Below are 17,190 nucleotides of genomic sequence, written 5' to 3'. Positions count from 1 at the left end.
ATTATTTCCAAAGCCTCCATTGTGGGGCTTTTTTTATATCTTATGATTTTTAATGACTGGTCAAAAAGCATTTTGCTGGAGACGACCGGGATGTAGGGTGAAAGGTTCGTTGAATAATGAGCCATGAGGGTAGAGTAAGAGTTGTTATGAATGATACGACCAAATTAATAGCCAATGAAGCCAAATCGATTGTACAGGCGCATTTAGATCGTTTAGGAGAACCCAAAGAGCATCAGATCAGTGCACAGGCCAAACAGGAAAAATTCGCACAGATTCAAGCTGAACTGGAAAAGCAGAATGCAGTGCTAGTTGCGCATTATTATTGTGATCCTGAAGTACAAGAACTAGCGGAACTGACTGGTGGCTGTGTCTCCGATTCATTGGAAATGGCACGTTTTGGGCGTGACCATCCTGCGTCGACCTTGGTGGTGGCCGGGGTTAAGTTCATGGGTGAAACCTCAAAAATACTTTCACCAGAAAAAACCGTCCTTATGCCAACTCTTGAAGCAACCTGTTCACTGGATTTGGGCTGTCCGGTAGAGGAATTTACCAAATTCTGTGATGCGCATCCTGATCATACTGTAGTCGTTTATGCCAATACTTCGGCTGCGGTTAAAGCCCGCGCTGACTGGGTCGTGACTTCAAGTTGTGCAGTTGAGATTATTGAACACCTCGATAGTTTGGGCGAGAAAATTATCTGGGCACCGGATCAGCATCTGGGGCGTTATATTCAGAATAAAACTGGTGCTGACATGCTGCTTTGGGATGGTGCTTGTATTGTTCATGAAGAATTCCGTTCGCGCGGAATTGCCAATATGAAAGCCTTTTATCCTGATGCGGCAGTGCTGGTTCATCCAGAATCACCGATGTCTGTGGTAGAAATTGCTGATGCAGTTGGAAGTACTTCTCAGTTAATCAAGGCAGCTCAAACCTTGCCACATCAGCGTTTGATCGTGGCAACGGATCGCGGTATTTTCTATAAAATGCAGCAGGCTGTACCAGATAAGATTCTGATTGAAGCTCCAACCGCTGGAGAAGGAGCAACCTGTCGTTCATGTGCACACTGTCCTTGGATGGCCATGAATGAACTTGAGGGAATTTTGCATGTTCTGCAACATCGTGATCAGGAGATTCATGTTGAACCCGGATTAGCTCAGCGAGCCAAACTGCCTCTGGATCGTATGCTGGATTTTAGTGCCAGCTTGAAACGCTAGAATTTTGTATAAAAAATGTCTGAAATGCTTGATAAATAAACGCTTGAAGTGTTTTTTTGATTTTTTTTAAATATAGGTGTTGACGTCTTATGGCGTCACGCCTAGAATGCACACCGTACCAAGCGATAAGCTTGATACGAAAGCTGAGATGAATCGGAGCATAGCACAGCCTGGTAGTGCACCTGGTTTGGGACCAGGGGGTCGTAGGTTCGAATCCTACTGCTCCGACCAATTCTTCAAGGCGGATGGTGAAAATCATCAGTAAAGCGCTTGTAGCTCAGTTGGATAGAGCATCCGCCTTCTAAGCGGATGGTCACAGGTTCGAATCCTGTCAGGCGCGCCATTTTTGGTGGCTTGATATTTAAGAACCAAGGTAATGGTGGATGTAGCTCAGTTGGTAGAGCCCCGGATTGTGATTCCGGTTGTCGTGGGTTCGAATCCCATCATTCACCCCAACTCTTTTGAGTTGAATATCGGAGCATAGCACAGCCTGGTAGTGCACCTGGTTTGGGACCAGGGGGTCGTAGGTTCGAATCCTACTGCTCCGACCATCTTCTTCATGGTGGTTAGGATTAGTGATACCGCGTCAAGCGGTTTTTTTATGTCTAAATAATGAAGACACCGTGATGGTGGATGTAGCTCAGTTGGTAGAGCCCCGGATTGTGATTCCGGTTGTCGTGGGTTCGAATCCCATCATTCACCCCAACTTTTTTGAGTTGAACATCGGAGCATAGCACAGCCTGGTAGTGCACTTGGTTTGGGACCAGGGGGTCGTAGGTTCGAATCCTACTGCTCCGACCATCTATAAAAATGATTAATTATATGGATACCGCATTAGGCGGTTTTTTTATGTCTAAAATTTAAGTACGAACTAAATTTATCAATCAAAATAGAAATAGATTAGAAACTGGTTATTGATTAAGTTCATTCTTCATTCTTCATTCTTCATTCTTCATTCTTCATTCTTCATTCTTCATTCTTCATTCTTCATTCTTCATTCTTCATTCTTCATTCTTCATTCTTCATTCTTCATTCTTCATTCTTCATTCTTCATTCTTCATTCTTCATTCTTCATTCTTCATTCTTCATTCTTCATTCCAGAATTATGTTTTTAATAAGTCGAGCTAAATGTACCTAGATCTTTTTATGAGTGAGTCGCATTTATTGGGAGGTCCATAGGGATTGTGAAAATAAGAAAAATATTTATTCGAGTGAGTTGGGAGAATATTTTAAGCAAGAGTAGTTATAGGAGTAAAAGACTAAATTGCACTTTATTAAGCTGAAACGAAATAGCCTCTGTTTTTTAAATTAAAAAATGGAAATAGTAAAAAGATAGCTAAAAATAGGGTTTTTAGATTAAAGAATATGCATATTGGGCTATTTTGTAGAAATAATAATCAACTGAAGTGTTTTCTTAAAAATAGGGGTTGCGCTTGCTTGGGATTGGTCTATAATGCACATCCATCGGCGGTGATGAAGATTAAAACTTCTGATAAAACAGTAACTTAGCATGAAATAGTTAAGTTGGGTTTTATTTGATAAGTTTAAAAATAATTTTCATTACTGGTTGACTTTCTAGAGATAGAGAGTAATATAGCCGACCTAGCTTGCTACTGACGAAGTAGCAAGAAGATCATTAAGAGATTATGAAGAACAACTTGTGTGGATTTTTACTGGTTGATTGATCGAAATTATTTTCATTGATTGATTGGTTTGAATTACTCGAAGTTTATTTGAGCGAAATTTAAGTCAGGAAATTGATGAGCCAAGTTTAAGAGTTTTACTTATAAAACTCGAAATGATTTTAACTGAAGAGTTTGATCATGGCTCAGATTGAACGCTGGCGGCAGGCTTAACACATGCAAGTCGAGCGGGGATAGGGTGCTTGCACCTGATTCCTAGCGGCGGACGGGTGAGTAATGCTTAGGAATCTGCCTATTAGTGGGGGACAACGTTCCGAAAGGGACGCTAATACCGCATACGTCCTACGGGAGAAAGCAGGGGATCTTCGGACCTTGCGCTAATAGATGAGCCTAAGTCGGATTAGCTAGTTGGTGGGGTAAAGGCCTACCAAGGCGACGATCTGTAGCGGGTCTGAGAGGATGATCCGCCACACTGGGACTGAGACACGGCCCAGACTCCTACGGGAGGCAGCAGTGGGGAATATTGGACAATGGGGGGAACCCTGATCCAGCCATGCCGCGTGTGTGAAGAAGGCCTTTTGGTTGTAAAGCACTTTAAGCGAGGAGGAGGCTTACCTGGTTAATACCTGGGATAAGTGGACGTTACTCGCAGAATAAGCACCGGCTAACTCTGTGCCAGCAGCCGCGGTAATACAGAGGGTGCAAGCGTTAATCGGATTTACTGGGCGTAAAGCGCGCGTAGGTGGCTAATTAAGTCAAATGTGAAATCCCCGAGCTTAACTTGGGAATTGCATTCGATACTGGTTAGCTAGAGTATGGGAGAGGATGGTAGAATTCCAGGTGTAGCGGTGAAATGCGTAGAGATCTGGAGGAATACCGATGGCGAAGGCAGCCATCTGGCCTAATACTGACACTGAGGTGCGAAAGCATGGGGAGCAAACAGGATTAGATACCCTGGTAGTCCATGCCGTAAACGATGTCTACTAGCCGTTGGGGCCCTTGAGGCTTTAGTGGCGCAGCTAACGCGATAAGTAGACCGCCTGGGGAGTACGGTCGCAAGACTAAAACTCAAATGAATTGACGGGGGCCCGCACAAGCGGTGGAGCATGTGGTTTAATTCGATGCAACGCGAAGAACCTTACCTGGCCTTGACATACAGAGAACTTTCCAGAGATGGATTGGTGCCTTCGGGAACTCTGATACAGGTGCTGCATGGCTGTCGTCAGCTCGTGTCGTGAGATGTTGGGTTAAGTCCCGCAACGAGCGCAACCCTTTTCCTTATTTGCCAGCACTTCGGGTGGGAACTTTAAGGATACTGCCAGTGACAAACTGGAGGAAGGCGGGGACGACGTCAAGTCATCATGGCCCTTACGGCCAGGGCTACACACGTGCTACAATGGTCGGTACAAAGGGTTGCTACTGCGCGAGCAGATGCTAATCTCAAAAAGCCGATCGTAGTCCGGATCGCAGTCTGCAACTCGACTGCGTGAAGTCGGAATCGCTAGTAATCGCGGATCAGAATGCCGCGGTGAATACGTTCCCGGGCCTTGTACACACCGCCCGTCACACCATGGGAGTTTGTTGCACCAGAAGTAGCTAGCCTAACTGTAAAGAGGGCGGTTACCACGGTGTGGCCGATGACTGGGGTGAAGTCGTAACAAGGTAGCCGTAGGGGAACCTGCGGCTGGATCACCTCCTTAACGAAAGATTGACGATTGGTAAGAATCCACAACAAGTTGTTCTTCATGACGATGTATCTGAGGGTCTGTAGCTCAGTTGGTTAGAGCACACGCTTGATAAGCGTGGGGTCACAAGTTCAAGTCTTGTCAGACCCACCACTAACGACAAGCAAGCAATTGCAGAGTGAGGAAATCAGAGACATTGACTTATTGATAAGCTGGGGACTTAGCTTAGTTGGTAGAGCGCCTGCTTTGCACGCAGGAGGTCAGGAGTTCGACTCTCCTAGTCTCCACCACTCATTGCGATGCAATGAGTTAAACATTAAGCAAACGGTTTGATAGCTTATAGAGCTTAGTAAGAAAGCGGCGTATAATGCGCGGCATTGTTATTAATCTCTGTGATTTATCACAGTAATGCAGTCCGACGAGGATGCATATTAAATCATTAACAGAATATATTTGAGTTGAAATAATTTGTTCATACTCATGAAAGAGCGGAAACAAGAGATCGCAAGATTGATTGTTGAAGTGATTGAATGAGAACTAGCGAAATTAACTGAATCAAGCGTTTTGGTATATGAATCTAATTGAAGCTGTACAGTGATTAAGTTCACAAGATCGCAAACAACTACGTTGCTACACTGACTTGTAGGTGTAACGACTGTTTGGGGTTGTATAGTCAAGTAATTAAGTGCATGTGGTGGATGCCTTGGCAGTCAGAGGCGAAGAAAGACGTGATAGCCTGCGAAAAGCTCCGGGGAGGCGGCAAATATCCTGTGATCCGGAGATGTCTGAATGGGGAAACCCACCGGCTATAAGGTCGGTATCATAAACTGAATACATAGGTTTATGAGGCGAACGCGGAGAAGTGAAACATCTCAGTATCCGTAGGAAAAGAAATCAATTGAGATTCCCTCAGTAGCGGCGAGCGAAAGGGGAACAGCCCATTAAGTCATATCAGTTTTAGTGGAATGCTCTGGGAAGTGCAACCATAGTGGGTGATAGTCCTGTACACGAAAGGGCTGATATGATGATGTCGAGTAGGGCGAGGCACGTGAAACCTTGTCTGAATATAGGGGGACCATCCTCTAAGGCTAAATACTCCTGACTGACCGATAGTGAACCAGTACCGTGAGGGAAAGGCGAAAAGAACCCCTGTGAGGGGAGTGAAATAGATCCTGAAACCGCATGCATACAAGCAGTGGGAGCCACTTTGTGTGGTGACTGCGTACCTTTTGTATAATGGGTCAGCGACTTATATTCAGTAGCGAGGTTAACCGCATAGGGGAGCCGTAGAGAAATCGAGTCTTAATAGGGCGTATAGTTGCTGGGTATAGACCCGAAACCGGGTGATCTATCCATGAGCAGGTTGAAGGTTGGGTAACACTAACTGGAGGACCGAACCCACTGTCGTTGAAAAGCCAGGGGATGACTTGTGGATAGGGGTGAAAGGCTAATCAAACTCGGTGATAGCTGGTTCTCCCCGAAAGCTATTTAGGTAGCGCCTCGGACGAATACCATTGGGGGTAGAGCACTGTTTCGGCTAGGGGGTCATCCCGACTTACCAAACCGATGCAAACTCCGAATACCAATGAGTACTATCCGGGAGACAGACTGCGGGTGCTAACGTCCGTAGTCAAGAGGAAAACAATCCAGACCGCCAGCTAAGGTCCCTAAATCATAGTTAAGTGGGAAACGATGTGGGAAGGCATAGACAGCTAGGAGGTTGGCTTAGAAGCAGCCACCCTTTAAAGAAAGCGTAATAGCTCACTAGTCGAGTCGGCCTGCGCGGAAGATGTAACGGGGCTAAAACTATGTACCGAAGCTGCGGATTTGCAATTTATTGCAAGTGGTAGGGGAGCGTTCTGTAAGCCGATGAAGGTGGATTGAGAAGTCTGCTGGAGGTATCAGAAGTGCGAATGCTGACGTGAGTAACGACAAAACGGGTGAAAAACCCGTTCGCTGAAAGACCAAGGGTTCCAGTCCAACGTTAATCGGGGCTGGGTGAGTCGACCCCTAAGGCGAGGCCGAGAGGCGTAGTCGATGGGAAATTGGTTAATATTCCAATACTTCAGTGTAATGCGATGAGAGGACGGAGAAGGTTAAGTCAGCCTGGCGTTGGTTGTCCAGGTGGAAGACAGTAGGCATGCATCTTAGGCAAATCCGGGGTGCTCTATGCTGAGAGTTGATAGCAAGCCAGTTTACTGGTGAAGTGGCTGATACCATACTTCCAGGAAAAGTCTCTAAGCTTCAGTTACACTGGAATCGTACCCGAAACCGACACAGGTGGTCAGGTCGAGTAGACCAAAGCGCTTGAGAGAACTCTGCTGAAGGAACTAGGCAAAATGGTACCGTAACTTCGGGAGAAGGTACGCTGCCGGCGGTGATAGGACTTGCTCCTTGAGCTGTTGGCAGCCTCAGAAACCAGGCCGCTGCAACTGTTTATTAAAAACATAGCACTCTGCAAACACGAAAGTGGACGTATAGGGTGTGATGCCTGCCCGGTGCTGGAAGGTTAATTGATGGGGTTAGCGTAAGCGAAGCTCTTGATCGAAGCCCCAGTAAACGGCGGCCGTAACTATAACGGTCCTAAGGTAGCGAAATTCCTTGTCGGGTAAGTTCCGACCTGCACGAATGGCATAATGATGGCGGCGCTGTCTCCAGCAGAGGCTCAGTGAAATCGAATTCGCCGTGAAGATGCGGTGTACCCGCGGCTAGACGGAAAGACCCCGTGAACCTTTACTGCAGCTTGACATTGAACTTTGATCTTACTTGTGTAGGATAGGTGGGAGGCTTTGAAGTGGTGACGCTAGTTGCCATGGAGCCGTCCTTGAAATACCACCCTGGTAATATTGAGGTTCTAACTCTGCTCCCTGATCGGGAGCGAGGACCATGTCTGGTGGGTAGTTTGACTGGGGCGGTCTCCTCCTAAAGAGTAACGGAGGAGTACGAAGGTGCGCTCAGCGTGGTCGGAAATCACGCGTAGAGTATAAAGGCAAAAGCGCGCTTAACTGCGAGACCCACAAGTCGAGCAGGTACGAAAGTAGGTCTTAGTGATCCGGTGGTTCTGTATGGAAGGGCCATCGCTCAACGGATAAAAGGTACTCTGGGGATAACAGGCTGATACCGCCCAAGAGTTCATATCGACGGCGGTGTTTGGCACCTCGATGTCGGCTCATCTCATCCTGGGGCTGAAGCAGGTCCCAAGGGTATGGCTGTTCGCCATTTAAAGAGGTACGCGAGCTGGGTTTAGAACGTCGTGAGACAGTTCGGTCCCTATCTACCGTGGGCGCTGGAAATTTGAGAGGATCTGCTCCTAGTACGAGAGGACCAGAGTGGACGAACCTCTGGTGTACCGGTTGTGACGCCAGTCGCATCGCCGGGTAGCTATGTTCGGAAGGGATAACCGCTGAAAGCATCTAAGCGGGAAGCCTACCTCAAGATAAGATTTCCCCGAGACTTTATGTCTCCTAAAGAGCCGTTGAAGACTACGACGTTGATAGGTTGGATGTGGAAGCATAGCGATATGTGAAGCTGACCAATACTAATTGCTCGTGAGGCTTGACTATACAACACCCAAGCAGTTGTATATAAAGCATCAATTGATTTCATATTGATCTAACGATCAGACGAAGCCTTGATTTAGTTAAGCTAATCGAACAAACTACTGCGACTCAGATACATCTGTTAATGCATTCTATTTGAAGAAAGCTAGGCAAACGAAGTGCAAGCAACGTAGATAAGACCATAGCGAGTAAGCATACCAGTTGTGCTGGCGACCATAGCAAGAGTGAACCACCTGATCCCTTCCCGAACTCAGAAGTGAAACCTCTTAGCGCTGATGGTAGTGTGGGGTCTCCCATGTGAGAGTAAGTCATCGCCAGCTCATTATTCTAAAAGCCCTCTGCATAAGCAGGGGGCTTTTTTTTATGCGTGGGATTTAAAAAATTAAGTCAAATTATATTAATTTACAAATTGGTTAATTACTGTTTAATAAAAATAAGTGATTAATAATGCTTAGAAAATTATATAAAAATGACGTTAAAGTTCATGAAATCATTATAGTTTTGTGTGTTTTTTTATCAAACTATGTTATAAAAGTTAAAACGGCATGAAAATTGCTTATAAAAAGAGATTTTTATTAGGGGATCATATGAAACTATCAGTGGGATTACGAATTGCCAACTCGCTGTCATTAACTCCACAGTTACAACAAGCAATCCGCTTATTACAATTATCCAGTCTGGAACTAGAGCAAGAAATCCAGCTACAACTTGATAGTAATCCTTTGTTAGAAAAAGTTGAAGAGCAAATCAGTGTTGAAAGTCTTTCTACTGTTGATGCGGGTCAAAAGGATTTAACTAATGAACTTAATGCAGACCATCTTCCGGACGATCTTCCTGTAGATACCGACTGGGATGATGTCTATACTCATCAACCTACAAGTCTGGGTGCAGCAGAGTTCGAAGAGCGGGAAGACAATCGTCAAAGCCAGCAAAGCCTACAAGAATATATGCTCGAGCAGATCAATCTGCTGCACTTTTCTCGCATTGATCAGCTGATTGCCTACTGCATTATTGATTCTCTAGATGAAAAGGGTTTTCTGGATGCAGAAATTTCTGAGATTACTGCATCAGTACAGCATCTTTTATCTTCCATGGATTATGAGGAAGAAATCGAAGAGGATGAAGTACTCGTTGTTCTCAAGCATGTTCAGCGTCTTGATCCGATAGGAGTGGGTTCTAGAAATCTCGCTGAGTGTTTATTGATTCAGCTGGATAGCCTACCAGTTAATACCCCTTGTCGTAATGATGCGGTCAAATTGCTGCAACATTATGAGTTGCTGATTACCAATGAATTACCAAAACTCATTAAACAAACTGGCTTAAATCAGGAACAATTGCGCTGTGCCGTTGATTTACTGAAAACTCTTAAGCCATATCCGGGACAGGAGTTTGAAAGTAAGGAATCTGATTATCAGATCCCGGATGTCGTGGTAATGAAAAAGAATGACTGCTGGCAGGTGACGTTGAATCCTGATGTGATGCCAAAGTTAAGACTAAATTCTTTTTATACCAATATGATTCGTCGTGCTGATCAAAGTGAAGATAATCAATACCTGCGTAATCAGATGCTGGAAGCGAAAAACTTTATTAAAAGTATTGATGAACGACATAAAACTTTATTGAAAGTAGCGACCTGTATTGTTGAACATCAGAAAAGCTTTTTAGAGATTGGTCCTGAAGGTATGAAGCCTCTGGTTTTACGGGATATTGCTGAAGAAGTGGAACTACATGAATCAACTGTATCCCGTGTAACAACTAACAAATATATGCTGACCCCACGTGGTTTATTTGAACTGAAATACTTCTTCTCGAGTCATGTGGGAACAACTTCTGGGGGAGAGGCTTCATCTACTGCAATCCGTGCTAAAATTAAGAAAATGATTGCAGAAGAAAATGCACGTAAGCCTTTATCTGACAATGCAATTGCCAATCTTTTGAAAGAAGAGGGGATTGATGTAGCACGACGTACGGTCGCGAAATATCGTGAATCGTTACATATTCCTTCCTCTTCTGAGCGAAAAGTCTTGATCTAGTTTTTGAAATTTGATTATTCTAGAGATTCATTATGACATCGTAATGAATCTTTTTTTCTTTTGAGGAATGGTAAAAATGATCTGAATAAATGCTTTAAATCACGATTTTGCTTGAGCAAGTTGTTGTATTCTTTTCATTTTTAACTGTGACTCTTCTGATCCTAACGAATGTGAGGGATAGAACTATGCAAATAACAATTCGTGGACATCATTTATCAATTACGCCAGCGATTGAAGAAACTATAAAAACGAAATTTTCACAGATGACCAAACATCTGGATCAGGTGAACAGCATGCAGGTTAAGCTTTCCAAAGATCATCAGATTGATAAGCGCTCAAAAAGAGGCAGTAGTAACCATATCGCAGAAGCGATTGTCCGTTTACCGGGTATTGAGTTTTTTGCCCATGCCAATGCTGATGACATGTATACCTCGATTAAAATTTTGACGGAAAAATTAAAAAAACAGATTGACCGATATCGCGAAATGCAGCTGAATCATCAGAGTTTAGCCATTTAAGCGACCAAATGGGGAAAAAGAGGTTTTTAAAAGCCTCTTTTTTTATATATATAATGTATGTGACTAATGAATTATTTTTTACATTTATAGTAAAATGACTCGTTTTACACCCTTAGTCCTATAAGAGGTCTTGTGATGAATAATGAACAGCTCGCTGAAATTTTAAAAGCCGCTTTTCCTGAGGCGGATGTTGCTGTGAGTGGTCAGGGCGGAAAATTCGATCTCCGTATTGTGGATGATCAGTTTGAAGGTAAACGTCCGGTTGCACGTCAACAAGCTGTTTATGCTCCTCTCAATTCCCATATTGCCAGTGGTGCAGTGCATGCTGTGACCATTCGTGCATTGACCAAAGAAGAATGGCGTAAAGCAAGCTTATTTGGAGCTTAATCAATTAATGGATAAATTCTTAATTCAGGGCGGTATTAAGCTCGACGGTGAAGTGCGTATTTCTGGTGCAAAAAATGCAGCGCTTCCATTATTAGCAGCAATGATTCTTGCTGATACGCCAATCACACTTAGAAATGTTCCAAATCTAAAAGATGTAAATACCTTGGTGAAGCTGATTGCAGGTCTTGGGATCACGATTAGCTATGAAGGCGATACAGTTATTTCAGATACCTCTACCTTAGATAACCAGTTTGCCCCTTATGAACTCGTAAAGACCATGCGTGCTTCTATTTTGGTGCTTGGTCCTCTCTTGGCGCGCTACGGTAGTGCAAAAGTATCTTTACCAGGTGGATGTGCGATTGGTTCCCGTCCAGTCGATCAGCATTTGAAAGCACTAGAAGCTTTGGGTGCTGAGATTGAGGTTGAGGCCGGCTATGTCCATGCCAAAGTTGATGGTCGTCTGAAAGGCGGTGAAGTCGTATTTGATATGGTGACTGTGGGTGGTACTGAAAATATTCTGATGGCAGCAGTATTGGCGGATGGTGTCACCACGATTCGCAATGCGGCGCGCGAACCTGAAATTACCGATCTTGCTCAAATGCTGATCAAGATGGGTGCGAAAATTGAAGGTCTGGATACCGATACCCTAGTAGTTACCGGTGTAGAAAGCCTGCATGGCTGTGAATATGCAGTGGTTGCCGACCGTATTGAAACCGGTTCTTATCTGGCTGCTGCAGCTATTACGGGTGGTCGTGTTAAAACCACACATACAGATCCGGCTTTAATGGAAGCTGTACTGGATAAGTTTGAGGAAATGGGTGCAGAAGTCACTCGTGGGGATGACTGGATTGAACTGGATATGATGGGCAAACGTCCGAAAGCGGTGAGCTTCCGTACCTTGCCACATCCAGATTTCCCAACAGATATGCAAGCCCAGTTAATGGCAGTCAATGCCATTGGCCGTGGATTTGCCACAATTTCTGAAACGATTTTTGAAAACCGTTTTATGCATGTTCCTGAATTGGCCCGTATGGGAGCCAATATTCAGGTCGAAGGTAATGATGCTGTCGTAACGGGTGTAGAAAAACTTTCTGCAGCGCCTGTGATGGCAACAGATTTACGTGCTTCATTCTCTTTAGTTCTTGCAGCACTTGCAGCCGAAGGAGAAACATTGATTGACCGTATTTATCATATTGACCGCGGTTATGAAGATGTCGAAGCAAAGTTACAAGGTTTAGGTGCCCAAATTAAGCGAGTAAGTTAATGAGTGATATGAGAAACGATGATCCAAACTTTGACGTAATGGGCAATTTTGATCATGGTTTAACGTTAGCATTAAGCAAGGGCCGTATCTTAAAAGAAACTTTACCTCTGCTTGAAACAGCAGGGATTAACCTGCTGGAAGATCCGGATAAATCACGTAAGCTGATTTTTCCAACCACGCATAAACAGGTGCGTATCCTGATTTTACGTGCTTCTGATGTGCCGACTTATGTTGAAAATGGCGCGGCAGATATCGGTGTTGCAGGTAAAGATGTGTTGATGGAACATGGCGCGCAAAATGTCTATGAACCATTAGATCTGAAAATTGCCAACTGTAAATTGATGACAGCAGGTAAAGTCGGCATGGAGCGTCCGAAAGGCCGTTTAAAAATTGCGACTAAATACGTGAACCTGACCCGTCAATACTACGCGAGCCTCGGTGAACAGGTTGATGTGATCAAGCTTTATGGTTCAATGGAACTTGCACCACTGGTGGGTTTAGGTGATTACATTGTTGATGTGGTCGATACAGGCAATACACTGCGTGCCAATGGTCTTGAACCACTTGAAGAAATTTGCAAAGTCTCTTCACGTCTGATTGTGAACAAAGCCAGCTTTAAACGTAAGCAGGCATTGCTGAATCCGATTCTTGCTCAGCTTGAGCAAGCAGTTGAAGCACGAGAACAGGCGAAAAAAGCTTAAATTTAAGCTTTATCAAAGACCGTCCACTTTGGGCGGTTTTTTTATTGCTGATTATAAATATAAGAAGCTCAATGCTTTCATCAATTTTATCAAAAGCTATTTCCAATAAAACTCATAGCACAAGTCTGTTCTAGCTACCGACAAAGTCTTTGAAAACAGGTAAACTAAAGCCTTCGAATTCAAACCTTATGGGTAAATTGATGCGACGTTTATCGACACAAGATCAAAACTTCAAGCAGGCGTTTGCTGACTTGTTGGCTTTTGAAACCGTGAATGATCCTGAACTTTTAAAAACTGTAGACCAAATTATTGCTGACGTACGTCAGCATGGTGATGCTCATGTTCTTAAATTGACTCAGCAGTTCGATCGACATCCAGCGCATCAATTTTCAGATTTAGAGCTGACTCAAGAGCAACTTAAAGCAGCTTTCGAAGGCTTGACGACTGAAGTGCGTGAAGCTTTAGAATTGGCTGCAAACCGCATTCGCGAATTCCATCAGGCACAAAAACAGGATGGTTGGACGTATGTCGACGCTCTAGGTAATATCTTGGGTCAGAAAGTGACGCCATTGGATCGCGTAGGGATCTATGTACCAGGTGGCTTGGCTTCATATCCATCTTCAGTATTAATGAATGCTGTTCCTGCACATGTGGCAGGTGTAGGTGAAATTGTTATGGTGGTGCCTGCTCCAAATGGTGAACTGAACCCATTAGTCTTGGCTGCTGCCTATCTGGCTGGCGTACACCGTGTATTTACCATTGGTGGCGCACAAGCAGTTGCTGCATTGGCCTATGGTACAGAAACCATTCCACGTGTCGATAAAATCACTGGTCCAGGTAACCGTTTTGTGGCTGCGGCAAAACGTGCCGTATTTGGTCAGGTCGGTATCGACATGATTGCTGGTCCTTCAGAAATTCTGGTCTATGCAGAAGGGCAGAACAATGCGAAATGGTTAGCGATGGATTTGTTATCTCAAGCTGAGCATGACACTGTTGCTCAAGCTGTATTTATTACGCCTGATGAACAGCTTCTCAATGAAGTAGAACAAGCAATTGAAGAACATTTGCAAGCTCTACCAAAAGCAGAAATTGCCCGCACTTCAATTGCCAATCGTGGTGCATTAGTGCTTGTGGAAGATCGTACTGAAGGTATTGAGCTAATTAACCAGGTGGCACCTGAACATTTAATGCTGTGTCTGGATGAAGCACAGCAAATGGCTGAAGAGATCCGACATGCGGGTGCAATCTTCATGGGACGTTATACGCCTGAAGCGATTGGTGACTATTGTGCAGGTCCGAACCATGTATTACCAACATCGGGTACAGCACGTTTCTCATCACCACTGGGTGTCTATGATTTCCAGAAACGTTCAAGCCTGATTATGTGTTCTGAAGACGGTGTGAAAACCCTTGCGAAAACTGCAGATGTTTTGGCACAGCAGGAAAATCTGGATGCGCATGCACGCTCAGCACGTTATCGCTATCAGTAATTAAATACTTATATTGAATAAAAGATATTTCTCTCCCTTTGTGAGAGGTTAGGTAAGGGGAATTATTTAACCTCTCCCTAACCTTCTCCTAAAAGGAGAGGGAATTTGAGAATAGAAAATGTCGAATATCACCATAGAGCAAATGCGTTTTTGGAGCCCTGAAGTCCGTGAGCTAGAGCCTTACGTTCCAGGCGAACAGCCCAAAATTCAAAACCTTTTAAAATTAAATACCAATGAAAATCCGTATCCACCATCACCGAAAGTCGTGGAAGCGGTGCAAAAAGTTTTAGCCAATGACGCAGATGTTTTACGTCTCTATCCAGATCCAGATGCATCTGAATTGAAACATGCCATAGCTAAACAGCAAAATGTTACTGTTGAAAATATCTTTGTGGGTAATGGTTCTGATGAAGTCTTGGCACATATCTTTAAAGCCTTCTTTATTCAGGAACAGCCACTGCTTTATCCAGATATTACCTATAGCTTCTATCCGGTTTATAGTCAGTTCTTTGGTGTCAAAACCAAAATCTTGCCACTCAATGAAAATTTCGAAATTATTGTAGATGATTATAAACAGCCAAATGGCGGTATTATCATCACTAATCCGAATGCGCCAACCAGTATTGCGCTTGGTTTGTCTGCCATTGAAGAAATTCTGCAAGCGAATCCAGATTCAGTAGTCGTCATTGATGAAGCCTATGTAGATTTTGGTGCTGAATCTGCAGTGAGTTTGATTGAAAAATACGAGAATTTAGTAGTCTGCCAAACGACTTCAAAATCCCGCTCTTTAGCAGGCTTACGTGTCGGTTTTGCGATTGCCCAGCCCCATCTGATCGCAGCGCTTGAAGCGGTAAAAAACAGCTTTAACTCTTATCCAATGGATCGTTTTGCGATTGCGGCTGCAGTCGCTTCATTCGAAGATCAGAAATACTTTGAAGCACAAAATGCTAAAGTCATTGCCAGTCGTGAAAAACTGGTTAATCATTTGAATGAGCTTGGTTTCAAAGTCTTGCCATCAAGTGCGAACTTTATTTTTGCTTCACTACCATCAAAAGATGCAGGTGAGTTAGCGGCTGAATTACGGGAATGCGGCATTATCGTACGTTATTTTAATAAACCTCGTATCAATCAATTTTTACGTATTACCATTGGTACAGATGAGCAGAATCAGCGTTTAGTAGATACATTGAAGAATGATATTTTAACTTAATTAAATCCACCCTAACCCTCCTTTGATAAAGGAGGGAACCTTTTTCTTTTTAAAGAGAGAGAATCCCCTCTTTTACAAAGAGGGGTTAGGGGAGATTTATAGAAAGGCGGCTCAACCGAGTCGCTTTTTTATTTATTTAGGTTTATACCAGGTATTGAGTAAATCCAGCATGGCATCAACCTTATCAAAACATTCCTGATATTCCGCATCACAGTCAGAAGAAATCGTAATTCCGCCACCAGCCCAAAGTGAAACCTCATCCTGATATTTCTGAATTGAGCGAATCAGAATATTCCAGCTTCCTGTTCCATCAAAATTAAAATAACCTAATGAACCACAATACGCTCCACGTGGAGCACCTTCTAACTCTTCAATAATTTGCATGGCGCGAATCTTTGGTGCACCGGTAATTGATCCACCTGGAAGTGCAGACAGCAATACATTAAAAGGATGCACACCTTCTTTTAAGGTCGCTTCGACTTCGCTGACCATATGATGTACCTGATTAAATGACTCAATATTGAATAGTTTAGGTGTCTTGACTGAACCTGTTTCTGCATAAACACTGAGGTCATTGCGTAGTAAATCTACAATCATGACATTTTCAGCCTGATCCTTCTTTGAGTCTTTTAATCGTTGTTTGGATTGCTCATCAAGCACCGGATCAGCAAAACGTGGCATGGTACCTTTAATCGGTTTGGTGACAATTTTTCGATGTGCTTCAAAGTCAATAAACAGTTCAGGTGAACAGCTCAATAATTCAAAATTACCAATACGAAGATAGCCCGCATATGGCGCATTGGTTAATGTCCAGAAAGCATGTGCAGTTCCTAATAATGAACCTTCAGCAAGTGCTGTAAATTCTTGGGTTAAGTTAATCTGGTAACAATCACCGGCTAGAATATAATCCTGAATATCCTGAAATGCCTGTGCATAGCGAGATTTATCCCAGCGTGGGCTGCAAAGAGTTTTTAATTGAAACCTCGGTTGTATAGGTGATTGATTTAATAGATTTTGAAGATGATTGAAAATATCTGCTGCTTGCGGATCATGGCTATAGAATACCCATTGATCAGCTTCAAACTTAATATAAGAATCAAACTGACCGATAAATAGGCCAGGTTGAGGCCGCTGCGGGTATTGGGTATGCTGTTGAGCAGCGTAATCATAGCCAATAAACCCAACATAACCCCCAGAAAATTCATTCGCTTTAATATCTGGAGTTTGCTCAAGCTCTAAGATGAGTTTAGCTATATCAGCCTGATATTGCTCGATATCCACTCTCTTAAATGCCTGAATTTGTCCATCCTGCACCATAAAATATTTCTGTGCACAGCAGGCAATAAAAGGCTGTCCATTATTATTTAAATATATCAGGTGATCTAAGGGACTTAATGCATGCAATAGATCTTTAAGCTGAAGAGATGCAAAACTTAAAGGACAATGGTAAGGAGCTTCGTTCATTCAGTAGCGCATATTCCGATA

At 43.6% G+C, this 17,190-nt stretch carries 9 protein-coding genes, 8 tRNA genes and 3 rRNA genes; 19 read left to right on the top strand and 1 reads right to left on the bottom strand.

Translation table 11 applies throughout. From position 1 onward, the window contains the following. Nucleotides 1–146: 146 nt before the first annotated feature. The 19 genes from nadA to hisC all read left to right on the top strand — a co-directional run bounded on the left by nadA (nucleotide 147) and on the right by hisC (nucleotide 15,705). On the top strand, nucleotides 147–1,214 hold the full coding sequence (gene nadA / locus C3F22_RS11560) for a quinolinate synthase NadA (RefSeq protein WP_104426581.1): 1,068 nt from the start codon (nucleotides 147–149) through the stop codon (nucleotides 1,212–1,214). 154 nt (nucleotides 1,215–1,368) lie between these two features. Then, a tRNA-Pro gene (locus tag C3F22_RS11555) sits at nucleotides 1,369–1,445 on the top strand. Nucleotides 1,446–1,480: 35 nt separating this feature from the next. Further along, nucleotides 1,481–1,557 (top strand) — tRNA-Arg (locus C3F22_RS11550). A gap of 36 nt (nucleotides 1,558–1,593) precedes the next feature. Continuing rightward, nucleotides 1,594–1,669 (top strand) — tRNA-His (locus C3F22_RS11545). Between the two features lie 19 nt (nucleotides 1,670–1,688). After that, nucleotides 1,689–1,765, top strand: a tRNA-Pro gene (locus C3F22_RS11540). A 78-nt stretch (nucleotides 1,766–1,843) separates the two neighbouring features. Beyond that, a tRNA-His gene (locus tag C3F22_RS11535) sits at nucleotides 1,844–1,919 on the top strand. Nucleotides 1,920–1,938: 19 nt separating this feature from the next. Beyond that, nucleotides 1,939–2,015: transfer RNA gene (locus tag C3F22_RS11530), tRNA-Pro, on the top strand. A gap of 1,004 nt (nucleotides 2,016–3,019) precedes the next feature. Continuing rightward, nucleotides 3,020–4,557, top strand: a 16S ribosomal RNA gene (locus C3F22_RS11520). A 61-nt stretch (nucleotides 4,558–4,618) separates the two neighbouring features. After that, nucleotides 4,619–4,695: transfer RNA gene (locus C3F22_RS11515), tRNA-Ile, on the top strand. 61 nt (nucleotides 4,696–4,756) lie between these two features. Next, nucleotides 4,757–4,832 (top strand) — tRNA-Ala (locus C3F22_RS11510). Between the two features lie 381 nt (nucleotides 4,833–5,213). Beyond that, nucleotides 5,214–8,105, top strand: a 23S ribosomal RNA gene (locus tag C3F22_RS11505). A 202-nt stretch (nucleotides 8,106–8,307) separates the two neighbouring features. Continuing rightward, a 5S ribosomal RNA gene (rrf, locus tag C3F22_RS11500) occupies nucleotides 8,308–8,422 on the top strand. The 16S, 23S and 5S rRNA genes sit together here with 2 tRNA genes alongside, the layout of an rRNA operon. 267 nt (nucleotides 8,423–8,689) lie before the next feature. Continuing rightward, a complete protein-coding gene (locus tag C3F22_RS11495) occupies nucleotides 8,690–10,135 on the top strand; it encodes an RNA polymerase factor sigma-54 (RefSeq protein WP_034170606.1) in 1,446 nt (481 codons plus the stop codon). A 185-nt stretch (nucleotides 10,136–10,320) separates the two neighbouring features. Continuing rightward, nucleotides 10,321–10,653, top strand: coding sequence for a ribosome hibernation-promoting factor, HPF/YfiA family (gene hpf / locus C3F22_RS11490; protein ID WP_004783414.1), 333 nt, complete (start codon nucleotides 10,321–10,323; stop codon nucleotides 10,651–10,653). A gap of 135 nt (nucleotides 10,654–10,788) precedes the next feature. Then, nucleotides 10,789–11,040, top strand: a complete 252-nt coding sequence (gene ibaG / locus C3F22_RS11485) for a BolA family iron metabolism protein IbaG (RefSeq protein WP_004783413.1) — start codon at nucleotides 10,789–10,791, stop codon at nucleotides 11,038–11,040. Nucleotides 11,041–11,047: 7 nt separating this feature from the next. Further along, entirely contained in the window at nucleotides 11,048–12,304 is a 1,257-nt protein-coding gene (murA, locus tag C3F22_RS11480; RefSeq protein ID WP_104426579.1) for a UDP-N-acetylglucosamine 1-carboxyvinyltransferase, read from the top strand. After that, nucleotides 12,304–13,005: an ATP phosphoribosyltransferase gene (gene hisG, locus C3F22_RS11475; RefSeq protein ID WP_005234128.1), complete on the top strand. Its 702-nt coding sequence runs from the start codon at nucleotides 12,304–12,306 to the stop codon at nucleotides 13,003–13,005. The genes murA and hisG overlap by 1 nt, the downstream gene beginning before the upstream one ends. A gap of 188 nt (nucleotides 13,006–13,193) precedes the next feature. Next, nucleotides 13,194–14,495, top strand: coding sequence for a histidinol dehydrogenase (gene hisD, locus C3F22_RS11470; RefSeq protein ID WP_104426578.1), 1,302 nt, complete (start codon nucleotides 13,194–13,196; stop codon nucleotides 14,493–14,495). Between the two features lie 118 nt (nucleotides 14,496–14,613). Then, on the top strand, nucleotides 14,614–15,705 hold the full coding sequence (gene hisC, locus C3F22_RS11465; protein ID WP_104426577.1) for a histidinol-phosphate transaminase: 1,092 nt from the start codon (nucleotides 14,614–14,616) through the stop codon (nucleotides 15,703–15,705). Nucleotides 15,706–15,837: 132 nt separating this feature from the next. Here hisC and C3F22_RS11460 read toward each other — a convergent pair whose 3' ends face one another. Next, the gene (locus C3F22_RS11460) at nucleotides 15,838–17,169 is read right to left on the bottom strand and encodes an anthranilate synthase component I family protein (RefSeq protein ID WP_104426576.1); all 1,332 of its coding nucleotides are present in this window, start codon (nucleotides 17,167–17,169) and stop codon (nucleotides 15,838–15,840) included. Nucleotides 17,170–17,190 lie beyond the last annotated feature (21 nt).

It is taken from the genome of Acinetobacter sp. ACNIH1 (assembly GCF_002934695.1).
GTDB lineage: Bacteria > Pseudomonadota > Gammaproteobacteria > Pseudomonadales > Moraxellaceae > Acinetobacter > Acinetobacter variabilis.
Note: the sequence above shows the minus strand (reverse complement) of the source record. Positions and strands in the feature narration are given on the sequence as shown.

Bases quoted from the DNA above. Each gene is read 5' to 3' on its own strand.
- C3F22_RS11495 (WP_034170606.1), top strand. From the start codon at position 8,690: ATGAAACTATCAGTGGGATTACGAATTGCCAACTCGCTGTCATTAACT.
- nadA (WP_104426581.1), top strand. From the start codon at position 147: ATGAATGATACGACCAAATTAATAGCCAATGAAGCCAAATCGATTGTA.
- murA (WP_104426579.1), top strand. From the start codon at position 11,048: ATGGATAAATTCTTAATTCAGGGCGGTATTAAGCTCGACGGTGAAGTG.
- C3F22_RS11460 (WP_104426576.1), bottom strand. From the start codon at position 17,169: ATGAACGAAGCTCCTTACCATTGTCCTTTAAGTTTTGCATCTCTTCAG.
- ibaG (WP_004783413.1), top strand. From the start codon at position 10,789: ATGAATAATGAACAGCTCGCTGAAATTTTAAAAGCCGCTTTTCCTGAG.
- hisG (WP_005234128.1), top strand. From the start codon at position 12,304: ATGAGTGATATGAGAAACGATGATCCAAACTTTGACGTAATGGGCAAT.
- hisD (WP_104426578.1), top strand. From the start codon at position 13,194: ATGGGTAAATTGATGCGACGTTTATCGACACAAGATCAAAACTTCAAG.
- hisC (WP_104426577.1), top strand. From the start codon at position 14,614: ATGTCGAATATCACCATAGAGCAAATGCGTTTTTGGAGCCCTGAAGTC.
- hpf (WP_004783414.1), top strand. From the start codon at position 10,321: ATGCAAATAACAATTCGTGGACATCATTTATCAATTACGCCAGCGATT.